The organism is Rhizorhabdus argentea, assembly GCF_037861105.1.
GTDB lineage: Bacteria > Pseudomonadota > Alphaproteobacteria > Sphingomonadales > Sphingomonadaceae > Rhizorhabdus > Rhizorhabdus argentea.
The window spans coordinates 18,948-32,870 of record NZ_JBANFK010000010.1; the positions used below are offsets into that span (position 1 = coordinate 18,948).

At 65.2% G+C, this 13,923-nt stretch carries 13 protein-coding genes; 5 read left to right on the forward strand and 8 right to left on the reverse strand.

The features are described 5' to 3' along the window. Positions 1–16: 16 nt before the first annotated feature. The 4 genes from AAC645_RS11085 to AAC645_RS11100 are packed head-to-tail and all read right to left on the reverse strand — an operon-like array spanning position 17 to position 3,765. On the reverse strand, positions 17–988 hold the full coding sequence (locus tag AAC645_RS11085) for a thiamine pyrophosphate-dependent dehydrogenase E1 component subunit alpha (protein ID WP_340316005.1): 972 nt from the start codon (positions 986–988) through the stop codon (positions 17–19). A gap of 19 nt (positions 989–1,007) precedes the next feature. Beyond that, positions 1,008–2,216, reverse strand: coding sequence for an acyl-CoA dehydrogenase family protein (locus AAC645_RS11090; RefSeq protein WP_340316007.1), 1,209 nt, complete (start codon positions 2,214–2,216; stop codon positions 1,008–1,010). Continuing rightward, complete coding sequence (locus AAC645_RS11095; RefSeq protein WP_340316008.1) at positions 2,216–3,361, reverse strand: thiolase family protein; 1,146 nt, start codon at positions 3,359–3,361, stop codon at positions 2,216–2,218. Before AAC645_RS11095 ends, AAC645_RS11090 begins: the two co-directional genes overlap by 1 nt. Then, positions 3,358–3,765, reverse strand: a complete 408-nt coding sequence (locus tag AAC645_RS11100; RefSeq protein ID WP_340316010.1) for a Zn-ribbon domain-containing OB-fold protein — start codon at positions 3,763–3,765, stop codon at positions 3,358–3,360. Before AAC645_RS11100 ends, AAC645_RS11095 begins: the two co-directional genes overlap by 4 nt. 129 nt (positions 3,766–3,894) lie before the next feature. On the opposite strand from AAC645_RS11100, the gene AAC645_RS11105 reads away from it, so the two are divergent. Beyond that, a complete protein-coding gene (locus tag AAC645_RS11105) occupies positions 3,895–5,517 on the forward strand; it encodes a GMC family oxidoreductase (RefSeq protein ID WP_340316012.1) in 1,623 nt (540 codons plus the stop codon). A gap of 12 nt (positions 5,518–5,529) precedes the next feature. Here AAC645_RS11105 and AAC645_RS11110 read toward each other — a convergent pair whose 3' ends face one another. Beyond that, positions 5,530–6,306 (reverse strand): helix-turn-helix transcriptional regulator, encoded by a 777-nt coding sequence (locus AAC645_RS11110; RefSeq protein WP_340316014.1) that lies wholly within the window; start codon positions 6,304–6,306, stop codon positions 5,530–5,532. Between the two features lie 136 nt (positions 6,307–6,442). Here AAC645_RS11110 and AAC645_RS11115 point away from each other — a divergent pair, with 136 nt between their 5' ends. Then, entirely contained in the window at positions 6,443–7,561 is a 1,119-nt protein-coding gene (locus tag AAC645_RS11115; protein WP_340316016.1) for an acyl-CoA dehydrogenase family protein, read from the forward strand. Positions 7,562–7,705: 144 nt separating this feature from the next. On the opposite strand, the gene AAC645_RS11120 is transcribed toward AAC645_RS11115, so the two are convergent. After that, a complete protein-coding gene (locus AAC645_RS11120; RefSeq protein WP_340316018.1) occupies positions 7,706–8,482 on the reverse strand; it encodes a ThuA domain-containing protein in 777 nt (258 codons plus the stop codon). Further along, the gene (locus tag AAC645_RS11125; RefSeq protein WP_340316020.1) at positions 8,479–9,897 is read right to left on the reverse strand and encodes an aromatic ring-hydroxylating oxygenase subunit alpha; all 1,419 of its coding nucleotides are present in this window, start codon (positions 9,895–9,897) and stop codon (positions 8,479–8,481) included. The genes AAC645_RS11120 and AAC645_RS11125 overlap by 4 nt, the downstream gene beginning before the upstream one ends. 159 nt (positions 9,898–10,056) lie before the next feature. Here AAC645_RS11125 and AAC645_RS11130 point away from each other — a divergent pair, with 159 nt between their 5' ends. From AAC645_RS11130 to AAC645_RS11140, 3 genes are read left to right on the forward strand one after another with little or no spacing between them, the layout of a single operon-like run. Next, complete coding sequence (locus AAC645_RS11130) at positions 10,057–10,839, forward strand: SDR family NAD(P)-dependent oxidoreductase (protein WP_340316022.1); 783 nt, start codon at positions 10,057–10,059, stop codon at positions 10,837–10,839. Next, entirely contained in the window at positions 10,836–11,654 is an 819-nt protein-coding gene (locus tag AAC645_RS11135) for an SDR family oxidoreductase (protein ID WP_340316024.1), read from the forward strand. Before AAC645_RS11130 ends, AAC645_RS11135 begins: the two co-directional genes overlap by 4 nt. Positions 11,655–11,667: 13 nt before the next feature. Further along, on the forward strand, positions 11,668–12,444 hold the full coding sequence (locus AAC645_RS11140) for an SDR family oxidoreductase (RefSeq protein WP_340316025.1): 777 nt from the start codon (positions 11,668–11,670) through the stop codon (positions 12,442–12,444). An 83-nt stretch (positions 12,445–12,527) separates the two neighbouring features. Here AAC645_RS11140 and AAC645_RS11145 read toward each other — a convergent pair whose 3' ends face one another. Beyond that, the gene (locus AAC645_RS11145) at positions 12,528–13,847 is read right to left on the reverse strand and encodes an aromatic ring-hydroxylating oxygenase subunit alpha (RefSeq protein ID WP_340316027.1); all 1,320 of its coding nucleotides are present in this window, start codon (positions 13,845–13,847) and stop codon (positions 12,528–12,530) included. Positions 13,848–13,923 lie beyond the last annotated feature (76 nt).

Here is a 13,923-nt window from a genome sequence, read left to right on the forward strand (position 1 = left end):
GGGTGCGCTCCGCCGTTCAGTAGGAAATATAGACGTCGACGAGGACGTCGGCCGCGGTGGGCCGGTCGGCGGCACGCGCCGCGACAACGGCGGCGTCGATCGCGGCAAGCACGTCCTGGTCGACCGCGTCCAGGTCGGCGTCGGTGAGCAGGCTGGCGCCGGTCACGCTGGTGCGGAACGACTTGAGGCAATCCCGCGTCTCGCGGATGCGATTAAGCTCGCCCTTGGCCCGGTAACGTTGCGGATCGCCCTCGAAATGGCCGAAGAAGCGTTCGGTATCGAACTCGACCGAAGCCGGGCCGTTGCCGGCGCGGACATATTCGAGCAATTCGCGCATGGTCTCGTACACGGCGAAGAAGTCGGTCCCGTCCGCACGCCAGACCTTCATGCCGAATGCTTCGGCGCGGCTGGCGATGTCGGTCTGGGTGCCGACTGCATATTCGAAGCCGGTATGTTCGGAATAGTGGTTGTTCTCATAGACGAAGATGCAGGGCGCCTTGGTGACGACAGCCATGTTCATCGCTTCGAAGGTGGTGCCCTGGTTGCAGGCGCCGTCGCCCGAGAAGGCGATCGCCACCTTGCCCTTGCCCTCCAGCTTGGCCGCCAGCGCGGCGCCTACGGCGATAGGCGCGCCCGCCCCGACGATGCCGTTCGCGCCGAGCATGCCCTTGTCGATATCGGCGATGTGCATCGATCCGCCCTTGCCCTTGCACAGGCCGTCGCGGCTGCCCCAGATCTCCTTCATCATGCCGTCCACGTCGCAGCCCTTGGCGAGGCAGTGGCCGTGGCCGCGATGCGTCGAGACGATCCTGTCGTCCTCGTCGAGAAGCTCGCACACTCCGACGGCGACCGCTTCCTGGCCGCAATAGAGATGGGTGAAACCGGCAATCTCGCCGGTCTGGATCTCCACATGCAGGCGTTCCTCGAACTCGCGGATCACCTTCATCTGGCGGTAGGCGCGCAACAGCGCTTCGCGGCTCAATTGCATCCCTGTTCCTCGTCCTGTTCTACAAGCCCAATACGGACCGCGCTATGATGTTGCTTTGAACTTCGTTGGTTCCGCCGAAGATGCTCCACGCCCGGCTGTTGAGATAGCGTGGCGCAGCCAGCTGCGCTTCGCGGGAGTGGAGCGGCCGGGGCGCATCGGCACCATAAAGCGGGCGCGTCTGTTCCAGCTGCAGGCCGGCGGTGCCGAACAGCTCGACCGCCAGGAAATCGATATCCTGCCGCAGGTTCGACGCCAGCAGCTTGGTCAGCGACGTCTGGGGCCCCGGCAAACGGCCCTTGGCAACTTCGGAGATGATCTTCAGCTCGATCATCTCGAGCGCCTGCACCCCCAGTCGGAGCTTGGCCAGCTTGCGCAGCCATATCGGGTCCTCGGCCATCGATCGACCGCGCCCGTCGCTCTCGCCGCGCGCAGCCACTTCGATGCGGTCGAGATCATAGCTGAGCTTGGGCGCGTGGCACGATCCGCCGCGCTCGTTCTCGAGCAGGAACTTGGCGATCTGCCAGCCCTGCCCTTCGGCACCGACGAGATCGTCCGCGGGCACGACGACATCTTCGAGGAAGACCTGGTTGACTTCGTGATCGCCGGCCGCGGTCAGGATTGGGCGGACCGAGACTCCCGGCTGGTTCATGTCGACCAGCAGGAAGCTGATGCCGGCCTGCTTGCGCGTCTCGACGCTGGTGCGCGCCAGGCAGAACATGCGGTTGGCGTGGTGGGCGTGGGTCGTCCAGATCTTCGAACCGTTGAGCACATAGCGTTCGCCCTGGCGCACCGCCCGGCACTGGAGCGACGCGAGATCGGAACCGCTGCCGGGTTCCGAAAAGCCCTGGCACCAATAATCGTCGCCGGACAGGATACGCGGCAGGTAATGCGCCTTCTGCGCATCGGTCCCGAAGGTCCAGATCACCGGCGCGACCAGCTTGAGGCCCAGCACCGTCAGGTTGGGCGCGCCGGCAAGGGCGCATTCCTTTTCGAACAGATAGCGGCGCAGCGGGCCCCAGCCGGTGCCGCCATGCGCGGCAGGCCAGTTATAGCCGAGCCAGCCCTTGGCATGCAGGATGGCGTTCCAGGCCTGGCCTATTTCCGGCTCGACGAACACCGAGGGTGACGCCGCCGCGTCGGAGGTGAGGCTGGCGGGAAGATTGTCGCGCAGGAAACTTCGGATCTCTTCGCGAAACGCCTGCTCTTCAGGGGAGAAATCGATGTCCATCAGCGTTCCAGGATCGCCACGGCCGAGACGCCGGGCGCCCCGTAGACATGGCTGTACGCCGTCCTGGGATTGCCCGGCACTTGGCGGCCGCCGCCGTCGCCGCGCAGCTGCACGACATTTTCATAGACCTGCCGCAGCCCCGAAGCGCCGATCGGCTCGCCACAAGCGAGGCAGCCGCCATCGGTGTTGACCGGCAGCTTGCCGCCAATCTCGCTCCACCCCTCGGCCAGCCATTGCTCCTGGTCACCGTCCCGGCAAAAACCGTTTTCCGCCATATGCATCACCTCGGCGCCGGCCTCGGTATCCTGAAGCTGGGCGACCGCGATATCTTCCGGCCCGATGCCGGCGAGGCGGAAGGCGTCCGCCGAAGCGATCATGGTCGACGATCCGCCGCGGGCAATGTCGATGGACGGCGCGAAAACCTCGAACGATCCGGCCGGACGGGTGCGCATCGCGGCGGCCTTGAGCCGGACCAGCGGCTTCCCCAGCTCGCGCGCCTTCTTCTCGCTCGCCAGGATCAGCGCGACGCCGCCTTCGGCGGGCGAGCAGAACATGAACTTGGTGTAGGGATCGCTCACCAGCGGCGCATCCAGGATGTCATCGAGCGCAACCGGCTCGCGCCGCCAGGCATGTGGGGCATGGACGCCGTTGCGAAACGCCTTTTCCGCGACCCGGCCCAGCGTCGTCCGGCTGATGCCATGCTCGTGCATATAGCGGGTGATCTTCGCCCCGAAAAACTGGGTGGTGATCATGTAGCCGGCTTCGCCATACCAGTCGGGCAGGTTATATTCCGACGGCATCGCGTTGAATGCGCCGCGCGGATGTTTGTCGAAGCCGACGGCAAGTCCGAGCTCGAACTCGCCCGACTTGATCGCCATCTGGGCAGAGAACAGCGCCGACCCGCCCGCCGCGCAGCCGTTCTTGACGTTGATGAACTGGACACCGGTAAGCCCCAGCCGCTCAACCATGGTGTCGGGATTGCCGGCCGCCTCCGAGCCGCCATAGGCGAACTGGATATCGCTCCACGTCACCCCGGCATCAGCCAGAGCCTCGCGCACGGCAGCGACGCCCTGGTCGAGTCCGGACAGCCCATCCGTCCGTCCGAACGGATGGATGCCGATGCCGATGATGCAGACATCGGTCATCCCGAGTCTCTTTCGTTCGAAGCCAGTGGCCTGAAGGCGTGCGTCAGCACCAGTTCGGCGGCAGCGGGATCGAGCGGGACGAGCGTCAGCTCCAACGGCATGCCGATGCGGATGGCATCCAGCTCGACATCGGCCAGCCGCGCCTCGACGATGGTTTCGCCGGGCAGCTCGACATAGCCCACCGCCCAGGGCCGGAACTCATTGGGCCCCGCATAGGGCGGTGATTTCGGGCGGTAGCGCTGGACGGTGTAGGACCATAAGGTCCCCTGCCGCGCGAGCGGCCATGGTTCGTAATCGGCGTTCGGCGGACAGGGGAATACGATCCGCCCGGTCGTCCGGTCACGGCCGCCGACCAGCCTTGGCGGCGTTTCATCGGTGAACAGGCCTTCGGCAATGGCGCGCATGTCGATCCTCTCCCGGCAACGACTCCGGTCCCTTGCCTTTACCTGCGATGTCGCGCCGCACTGACTCGTCAAAACGCTAGGGTAGCGCCCGGACCCTCCTGTGCCACCTTGGCGGAATAAGGAGAGACCATGGCCGAGGCGTGGGACTATATCATCGTCGGGGCCGGTTCGGCCGGCTGCGTCATGGCCGAACGGCTGAGCGCCGACGGCAGCGCGCGGGTGCTCGTGCTGGAGGCGGGCGGCGAGAACAACAGCTTCTGGGTCACGCTGCCGAAGGGCGTGGCCAAGCTGGTGACCAAGCCCGCGCACATGTGGACCTATGCCGTCACCCAGCCGCGCGAGGAAGGCGGCCCGGCCAACGAGTTCTGGATCCGCGGCAAGGGCCTTGGCGGCTCATCGTCGATCAACGGCATGATCTGGAGCCGCGGCGAGCCCGCTGATTATGACGCGTGGGAAGCGCTCGGAGCCACCGGCTGGAACGGCGCGGCCATGACCGAAGCCTTCCTTCAGCTGGAGGATCACGCCGCCGGCCCGGGCCCGATGCGCGGCAGCGGCGGGCGGGTGCGGGTCGACCCGGCGATCTTCCGCTATCCGCTGGCCGATCGGATGATCGAGGCGGGCGAGGCGCTGGGCCTGCGCCGGGTCGACGACCTGAACGGCACGACCGGGCCGCGCGTTGGCCTGTACAGCCACAATATCCGCAACGGCCGGCGCGAGAGCTCGGCGCGCACCTTCCTTGCCCCAGCGCGCCGCCGCCCCAATGTCGAGGTTGTGACCGGCGCGCTGGCCGAACGGATCGTCTTCGAAGGGCAGCGCGCCATCGCGGTCGAGGCTATCGTCGACGGTCGACGGCGCCGTTTTAACTGCCGCGAGGAAATCATCGTTTCCGCCGGCAGCATGGAAAGCCCGCTGCTGCTGCAACGCTCGGGGATCGGCGATGCCGGGCGGCTGAAGGCAGCCGGCATCAATGTCGTCGCCCATTCGCCCGACGTCGGCGAGCGCATGATCGAGCATCTCTCCATCTCGATGCCCTATCGCCTCGAAAAGGGGGTCGGCACGCACCGCAACTTCTTCGGGGTCGGTGCGGCGATGGCGATGGCGCGATATCTGTTGCGGCATGACGGCATCATGGCGACCGGCCCGTTCGAAGTCGGCGCCTTCCTGAATGTCGCGCATCCCGACGGGCGGACGGACGCACAGCTCTACCTGGGCGGCTACACATTCAAGGTGGGGGACGACAATAATCCCGTCCCGCTCGACAAGATCGATCCGCGTCCCGGCGTGACGATCTACGGCCAGCTGCTGCGCCTGACGAGCGAAGCTTCGCTGCGGGTGACCGGTCCGGCGGTCGGCGATGCGCCGCAGATCCTGCCCAACTGGCTCAGCACCGAACATGATCGGACATCGGCGGTGCGGCTGATGCGGACGATGCGCGCCTATATGGCCGCGCCGCCATTGGGCGACATGCTGGGCGCGGAGATGCTCCCAGGCCCGGCGGTGGAGAGCGACGAGGATCTGCTCGCCGCGTTCCGGCGGCTGTCGAGCTGCGGCCTGCACGCCATAGGCTCATGCCGGATGGGCAGCGATCCTGCCGCAGTGGTCGATCCGCGCCTGCGCGTGAACGGCGTTCAGGGCCTGCGCGTGGCCGATTGCTCGGTAATCCCGGGGCACGTCACCGGCAATACCAATGCGCCGGCCATGGCCATTGGCTGGCGCGCGGCAGACATGATGATCGAGGATCGCAGAGGCTGAACCTCGGGCTGGTCAGGAATTCCCCAGCGAGATGAAGCCGAGCTGTGCGGCCTTGAACACCGTCTGGCTGCGGTTGACGGCGTTGAGCTTCGTCGACGCATTATGAATGTGGAAGCGCACCGTGGCGCGGCTGCGCGACATGATCATGCTGATTTCCAGATCGGTCTTGCCGATCGCCGCCCAGCGAAGACATTCCACCTCGCGCTTCGACAGGCGCGATTGGGGCGGCAGTGCCTGCAGCGATCCCATGACATGGACATAGCTGGCGATGAAGGTGCGGCCGTACAGGCCCAGAGCATCCCCATATTTTCGGAAATCCTCGGCGAGGTCGGTGTGGTTGCGGTCCAGCGGATTGAAGCTGACCGCGCCGATCTGCCCGAAGGGCAGGTGGACCGGCACCGCGATGGCCGCCCGGGTCATCGCGCGGTTTTCGAAATTGCCCAGGGCGATGGAGTTGAGATAGGGGCTTGGCTGGCTGGTGTGAAAACCCTCGGCGTTGGCCCAGAAGGGCTGGCTTTCGAACCTGCAGGCCATGGTCAACGGCGAGTCCAGCGCGATCCGGGAATTCCGCCACCACGCGCGCTCGTTATCCGCCCAGCCGAAGATCTCGCCGGCGAGCAGAACCCCATCGGCATCGACGGGAGTGCGTTTGCCGGCGATGTCATGCGCCGGAGCTGCCCGCATGCCCAAGTCCATGGCGATCTCGTGCAGCGACGAGGCCGCACGGCGGATGTCCTCCGGCGCCGTTATCCTCACCGAATCAATCTTCTCTTGGCTCAGCAGCGACATTTATCTCTCCGCCTTCACTCTAGCCCGCGCCGCAGTGCTAGACAATCGCGGCGTAGTGCTGCGGTGCCTAACCTTTTGCCCAGCGGGGCCGGGCGACCGAAGATGATAAAGCGATCTCCGCACAAGGGGATTGTTCGTGAACTTCGATCTGACCGAATATGAGGAGATGCTCAAGGCATTGGCGGAGCGGTTCGTCAGCGATCGTTACGACATGGAGCGCCGCGGGGCGTACCAGGCCGAGAGCAATGGCTTCGGCGCCGCAAACTGGGCGCTTCTGGGTGAGATTGGCCTGATCGCCGCGCCTGTGGCGGCAGAAGATGGCGGTTCGGGTCTCGACGCCACCGCCATTGCAACCGTCTTCGAAGCGCTCGGCCGCGGCCTGGTCGTAGAGCCGCTGATCGAAAATGTGGTGCTGGCGACCCGCCTCTTTGCCGCTGCCGCGCCGGAACCGCTGCGCAGCCGATGGCTGCCTCGGCTGCTTTCGGGCGAAGCGCGTATTGCGTTGGCCCACAGCGAAGCGGCGGGGCGGCCAGGACGGCTCTGGATCGAGACGCAGGCCAGCGCCGGCCCAGAGCCCGCTCGGCTCAACGGAGCGAAGGCCTATGTCCCCGCCGGCGGCGGAGTCGACGGCTATATCGTCAGCGCGCGCCAGTCGGGGGCGCCGGGCGAAGCCGGGGGGGTCGGCCTGTTCCTTGTCCGCGCCGATGCCAAGGGGCTCGCATGCGAGAGCTGGCGGATGGCGGACGGCAGCGTCGCCGTTTCGCTGACGCTCGACGATGTCGCCGCCGAACCCGGCTTCTCGCCAGCCGACGGGGTCGCCAGGATCGAAGCAGCAGACACGCTCGCCAGCCTCGCTCGATCGGCCGAGGCGCTCGGCATCATGGAGCGGATGTTCGCCGAGACGCAGGACTATCTGCGCACGCGTGAACAGTTTGGCGTAAAGCTGGGAAGTTTCCAGGCGCTTCAGCACCGGATGGTGACGCAATATGCTGCGATCGAGCAGAGCCGAGCGCTGATGAACCTCGCCATCGTATCCTGGGGAACGGGCAGTTTCGACAGGGCCGTAGTTGGGCTTCGCGCCTTCGTGGCGCCTGCCTCGGTCGCACTTGGGCATGAGATGATCCAGTTCCACGGCGGGATGGGCGTGACCGACGAACTGTCTATCGGCCATGCCCACAAACGCCTGCTCGTGCTGTCACGCTGGCCCGACGAACCAGAGGCGGCTCTCGATCGCTTCGCCGGGATCGCTGCTTAGGACAAAGCCTGGCGTCGATTATCTCGTCATCCCGGCGGAGGCCGGGATCTCAGGAGATGCTCGCGACCTCAACTCCGTCCCTGACGACCGAGATCCCGGCCTCCGCCGGGATGACGATCCTGGGGCTGGCGCTGTCTTCGGCCGCTAGGCTGAGGCCGGTTCGCGATCCTTGAGCCAGTCGATGCCCCGCCGCAACAAGCCGTAGAACACCGGCAGATCCCAGGCGCAGCGGTCGACGGTAGGCCACCAGTCGAGCATCGGCTGGAGATCATAATGGCCGCGACAGTGCCCCAGCGTCAGATAGAGCACAGCCCCGGCACCATGGCGCTTGATGTAGAATACCGGTTGCCGGCCCGGCGCGTCTTCGGCTTCGACGAAGCCGGTGCCGGCTTCGGTGCACTCGGTCTCGAGCAGGACGTGCAGATCGCCATGACGTTCGAGATGATAAAGCTCGTCGGTGGTCTCGAAGGGTTCGACGCCGTGGACGAGCGGATGGGACGGATCGGCCACCGTGACCCGATATGGCGCGATCGGCGGATGCGAGATGAACTGGCTGCCCAGCAGATCCATGAACATCGGCGCCCAGCGCGGCGCATCCCACAATCCGTTGTCGAGCAGGCGCAGTACGGAATTCGTGCCGTGCAGCGCATACCAGCGGCCGCCCTGCGCCAGCCATTCGCGCAGCACTTCCTGAGCCTTGAGGGACGGCGTTACGTCGCAGGTATAGGTGATGAGGATATCGGCGGCGGCCAGCACCTCGACATTCTCATAATCCTCGAACACCCGAGTCCGAACCCGCCCGTCTTCCGCCAGCAACTTCAGCAATTCGAGCCGGGCGAAGTCCATGTCGTGCCAGACGCCGCCGCAGATCAGCACGCAGTCGATACGTTGCGGCCGGGCCTCGGCCGGCCCGTCGCTCATGCCACGGATCCGGTTTCGCCCAGGACATATTTGTCCATCGTGCGGTGGAACTGGCGAATGCGGATTTCCTGATAGTCGGCGAGCTGGATCTTGCCGGTCTTGGAGCAGTGCAGCCCCTCCTGAACGAACGGGAGATTGGCCATGTCCTGTTCCAGGACATCGCCCAGCCCGCCCAGTTCGGGCGCGTCCGTCCAGGGCTGGTCGAGGCGCAGGAAGTGCATCGGCACGCCGCGCGGGATCGGTTCGCCCTTCTTGGTGCGGGCCAGCACCCGTACTTCCATCAGGCATGTGTCCGCAGTCTTGCCCGGCCGCCAGCGATAGACGATGTTCGGCATATATCCGCCCCAGGGCGCGAAATTCGGGAAGACATTGTAGACGAGCGCGTCGAGCAGTTCCGCATCGGTCGCCTGCTCATGGTCGTAGCCGCTCTGTTCGGTATAGGATTTACGCAGCGCAGCGCCCAGCGCCGCCCGTGCGCTTTCGCCCGGGGGCACCTCCACCGCATAGGGATCGGCCGAAGGGTCGTAATTGTCGGACGAACGGCCGTTGAACTTGATGAACTCGTCGACGATCCACTGCTCGGTCTTGCCGTCCGGATCGATGTGCGGGCTGAGAATGCCGAACGGCACCAGGTTCGCATTCACATTGTCGCCCCAATACCAATAGGCACTGTTGCAATCGCCCGTGAAGGGCAGCAGCTGGGGGTGGGTGACGACGGTGTGCCAGGCCTCCATGAAGGCTTCCGTGGTGACTTTCCAGTTGGCCGCGACTTCCTTCCCCACCCAGACGACGGTGGTGCATTCCTCATGGCGCCAGCGCTTGAAATGCTCGGGCAACGGATCGAGATATTCTTCGAGGGTCGGGCCGCCTGCCTCCTCGCGCACGAAGATATAGCCGCCCCACCGGCCCACTTCGGCTTCGGGAAGGGCCATGTCGCCACTTTGGAGATGGGGAAAATCCCACCGGCAGGGCATTCCCGCGAACGATCCGTCCTTGTTCCAGGAGAATCCATGGAAGGGACAGGTGAGCGTATCGGCGGTGCCGTCCTCGGTGCGCAGCTTGCGGCCGCGATGCAGGCAGACATTGTGCAGCGCCTTGACCGAGCCGTCGTCCTGGCGCGTGATCAGGAACGAGCGGCCGGCATTTTCGAAAAGGGCATAGTCGCCGGCTTCCGGCAGATCCTCGTCGCGCGCGGCGAATTGCCAGACATGAGGCCACATCTTCTCGCGCTCGAGCCGGGCGAAGTCCTCGCTGGTGTAGCGCGAAGCCTCGAGCGGCTCGGAGCCGAGATATTCATAATGCTCCTCGGTCAGGCAGGTCGGCGCAGGCCGGGAGTCGCTGGCCATCAGTTCCGTCCAGCTGATCCCGGGACTGCGTTTCCTCCCGCCGGAAAGCCGCGGATCCTCCTGAGCCATTGCGCGAATCCTCATATCCCGTTCGATCGTTATACGGTGTTTGTGCCCAGTCGGCACGCCGCCGTCACCTTATCGAAAGCATAGGTTGCAGCGGCCCGATAATCCGTCACACCACGCAGCAGAAGTCCCGTCCATCGGGAAGCAGTCTGGGAGGATGCCGTGAGTCGACGGCTTGAAGGCAAGGTCGCACTGGTGACCGGCGGCACATCGGGAATCGGCGCAGCCACGGTGCGACGGCTGGCGGCGGAGGGCGCCGATGTCGTCTTCACCGGCTCCAATCGCGTGGCGGCGGACGAGCTCTGCGCGGCGACGGGCGCGACATTCCACGCGCACGACGTATGCGATGCAGCGGGCTGGGCCGGGCTGATGGACAAGATCCGCGGTCGGTTCGCCAGGCTGGACATCGCCTTCGCCAATGCCGGAATCGAAGCGGGCGACGCCAGCGTCGAGGATATCACCATCCAGGGCTGGGAGAGGGTCATCGGCGTCAACCAGACCGGGGCGATGCTGACGGTGCAGCATGCGATCCGGGCGATGAAGCAGAACCCCGAAGGTGCTGCCGGGTCGATCATCGTCAACTCCTCGATGAACGCGCACCGCGCGATGGGCAATTTCGTCGCTTATTCGGTATCGAAGGCCGCGGTCGTCGCCCTGGTGAAGTCGGCCGCCGTGCACTGCGGCAACCGCGGCTATCGCATTCGCGTCAACGCCATCCTGCCCGGCGTAGTCGAAACCGCGCTGATCCTTGGGCTGATCGAACAGGCTCCCGATCCGGCGGCTGCGCGCGCGGCCTATGAAGGCATGTCGCCGCTCAAGCGGATGGCAAAGGTGGATGAGGTGGCGGGGCTGGTCGCCTGGCTCGGTTCGGACGAGTCCAGCTTCGTGTCCGGCAGCGAATATGTGATCGACGGCGCAACGACAGCGGGGACGATGGGCGTATGAGCGAACTTGGCGCGCAGCGGCTGATCGACAGGGTGGCGTTCGTGTCCGGTGGTTTGCGCGGTATCGGGCTCGCCTGTGTCGAGCGCTTCCTGGCGGAGGGGGCGCAGGTCGTGCTGTCCGACCTCGACGCGCCGGACAGCGAGGTTGCGGCAACCACCATGGCGCGACTGGGCCAGGCGGCAAGCTATGTGCAGGCTAATGTCACGAGCGAGGAGGACTGGCTGCGGGCCTGTGAATGGGTCCGCGAGCGCCACGGCAAGCTGCATGTGCTGGTCAACAATGCCGGCACCGACCTGACCGGTCCGGTCGAGAGCCAGGCAATGGAAGGCTGGCGGCGGATCATGGCCATCAACGTCGACGGGGTCTTCCTGGGCGTGAAGACGTTCGTGCCGCTGATGGCCGAGAGCGGCGCGGATGTCCGCGGCGGCGCTTCGATCATCAATGTCAGCTCGATCATGGGCTTGGTCGGCTACACCGACACGTCCGCCTATAACGCCAGCAAGGGCGCCGTGCGGATGTTCACCAAGGCGATCGCCGTGGAATTCGCCACCAAGCAGATGCCGATCCGCGCCAACTCGCTGCACCCCGGCTTCGTCGTCACCCCATTGCTGCAGGAAGGTTTCCAGCGCTGGGTGGACAAGGGCGCCGCGGAAAAGCCGCAAGACCTGATCGACTCGGTCGCCGCCCAGACGCCGATGGGCCGGCTCGCCGCGCCGGAAGAACTGGCAAGTGGGGCGTTTTTCCTCGCCAGCGCCGACAGCGCGTACATGACCGGCGCCGAACTCGTCATGGATGGCGGCTGGACCGCGCAATAAGGAGTCTGGGATCGTGACGATCGCGTTGGATGATGTCGTGGCCGTGGTAACCGGCGCGGCCGGGGGCATCGGCCGTGCAGTGGTCAAGGCGATGAAGGCGGCCGGCGCCGTGGTCATCGCCACCGACCTGCCGGACAGCGCGGATGTCGGCGCGGATCACTATCTCCGCCATGATGTGACCAACGATGCGGACTGGAACGCCGTCGCGGCGTTGGCGCAGCGGGACTATGGTCGACTGGATGCGCTGGTAAATGTGGCGGGGGTCTCGGTGGTCGGCAAGATCGAGAGCACGCCACTCGCCGAATGGCACCGGGTCAATGCGATCAACGTCGATTCGGTGATCATCGGCACCCAGATATTGCTGCCGCTGCTAAAGGCCGGTGGGCAGGCGCGCAAAGGTGGCGCCTCGATCGTCAACTTTTCCAGCGTCGGCGGCCTGCGCGGTGCGGCGTTCAACGCGGCCTATTGCACCAGCAAGGCCGCGGTTAAGATGCTGTCCAAGTGCATGGGCGCGGAGTTCGCGGCGCTGGGCTACAATATCCGCTGCAACAGCGTGCATCCCGGCGGCATCGACACCGTCATGCTGACCAGCATCATGGACAGCTATGTCGATCTCGGCGCGGCGCCTTCGCGCGAGGCGGCGATGCAGGCAATGATCGCCAATCACCCCATCGGCCGCATGGGCCGCCCCGACGAGATGGGTGGCGGCGTGGTCTATCTCTGCTCCGAAGCGGCGAGCTTCGTCACCTGCTCCGAGTTTCTCATGGACGGCGGGTTCAGCCAGATCTGACCCGCGAAATCGAAGGGCTTTATAGAACCCGCGCCCTTCCTGCTCGTCATCCGGAGATTGTGGGGGCCCACAGGCACACCGCCTCAATCCTTCCCGCACACCATATCGTTGAGCAGCTCGTGGAAACGCTGCACGCGTTTTTCCTGCCTCGGCAGGATGCAGCCCTTGAAGCCGCGCGAGTTCAGCCCCTGCTGCTGGCTGGTGCCGATCGACAGATCCTGATCTGCGACATAGCCCAGCGACTGGCCGTCGCCATAGACCGAATGGCGATGTTCGGCATGCTCCAGCGGCACCATGCCAATCGGCGTTTCGACCTCGGTCATTCCCGCGACGTTCGGCACCAGGATCCAATGCTGGAAGACGCATTTCTCGGGATCGCTCGGATGCGGCTCGGTGCGCAGGATCTGGCATTGCTCGGGTGACATGGTCAGCGTCAGGTTGGGGAACAGCGTGCAGTGGAAATAATCGACCAGCTGCTGATCCGACATGCTGGCATAATTGACATATCCCCGCTCGGGGCCCAGCCGGCGCTTGGCCTCGATGACGGCCTGGCGGATGTCGCCGGTGCGGCCCTTATACTCGCCGGGATCGATGCCCCATGCGCGGGCGACCGCGTCGAGTGGGGACGGCACTTCGCCGCTGTGGAAATCCTGGCGCGTGGTGGCCTGATGGCCCTTCATCCACATCGAATTATGGCCGCTCGGGTACATCTCGAACAGCGTGTCCGGCAGGCCGTCGTTGATGAAGGTCGAAAGCTCCGGGTGGATGGTCGGGAGGTGATAGCTTTCGTTGAAATTGTCGCGGATGATCTTCCAGTTGAAATCGCAATCGGCCGACAGGTCGAGCACGCGCACCCAGCTCTCCAGGCCATAGCCCGCCAGCCGCTCCGGGAAGGGCGAGAGCCATTCGTGCAGCGGCGCGACGTCATCGTCCATGCACCAGAACACGAATGGCCCCCATGTCTCGCACCGCAACGGTGAGAGCGTCACCTTGCCGCAGGGACTGCCGCCGGCGAAGTCATCCGGATCCTGGACATGGATGAGCGTGCCATCGGTATCATACTGCCAGCCATGATAGGCGCAGGTGATGCGCGGGACGCTACCGACGTCGACCTGTATCAGGCGGTTACCGCGATGCGGGCAGCTATTGTAGAAAGCCTTGATCGAGTCATCCGCCTGCCGGACCATGATGACCGATTCCTTGCCGAAATTGTGACGGATGAAGTCGCCTTCTTCCTGCAGGTCCGCCAGCACGCCGCCAAGGTGCCACACCTTGGGCCAGAGATGGTTTTTCTCCAGCTCCATCCACTCCCGGGTGATGTAGCGCTCGCCGGTAATCCGGTCTCCCCGGACCGGCGGATCGAATTCCTGCGAATAGCGGGAGAGCATGGGCGCGGCACTCATAGGAGCATCCTTCGATCGGTTTTTTCCGCTTGGCTGGTGATAGACTCGCGCACGGCTGTCCTCCACTCGCCATTGT

Coding starts and splice junctions, on each gene's coding strand:
- AAC645_RS11085 (WP_340316005.1), bottom strand. CDS start 988: ATGCAATTGAGCCGCGAAGCGCTGTTGCGCGCCTACCGCCAGATGAAG.
- AAC645_RS11090 (WP_340316007.1), bottom strand. CDS start 2,216: ATGGACATCGATTTCTCCCCTGAAGAGCAGGCGTTTCGCGAAGAGATC.
- AAC645_RS11095 (WP_340316008.1), bottom strand. CDS start 3,361: ATGACCGATGTCTGCATCATCGGCATCGGCATCCATCCGTTCGGACGG.
- AAC645_RS11100 (WP_340316010.1), bottom strand. CDS start 3,765: ATGCGCGCCATTGCCGAAGGCCTGTTCACCGATGAAACGCCGCCAAGG.
- AAC645_RS11105 (WP_340316012.1), top strand. CDS start 3,895: ATGGCCGAGGCGTGGGACTATATCATCGTCGGGGCCGGTTCGGCCGGC.
- AAC645_RS11110 (WP_340316014.1), bottom strand. CDS start 6,306: ATGTCGCTGCTGAGCCAAGAGAAGATTGATTCGGTGAGGATAACGGCG.
- AAC645_RS11120 (WP_340316018.1), bottom strand. CDS start 8,482: ATGAGCGACGGGCCGGCCGAGGCCCGGCCGCAACGTATCGACTGCGTG.
- AAC645_RS11125 (WP_340316020.1), bottom strand. CDS start 9,897: ATGGCTCAGGAGGATCCGCGGCTTTCCGGCGGGAGGAAACGCAGTCCC.
- AAC645_RS11135 (WP_340316024.1), top strand. CDS start 10,836: ATGAGCGAACTTGGCGCGCAGCGGCTGATCGACAGGGTGGCGTTCGTG.
- AAC645_RS11145 (WP_340316027.1), bottom strand. CDS start 13,847: ATGAGTGCCGCGCCCATGCTCTCCCGCTATTCGCAGGAATTCGATCCG.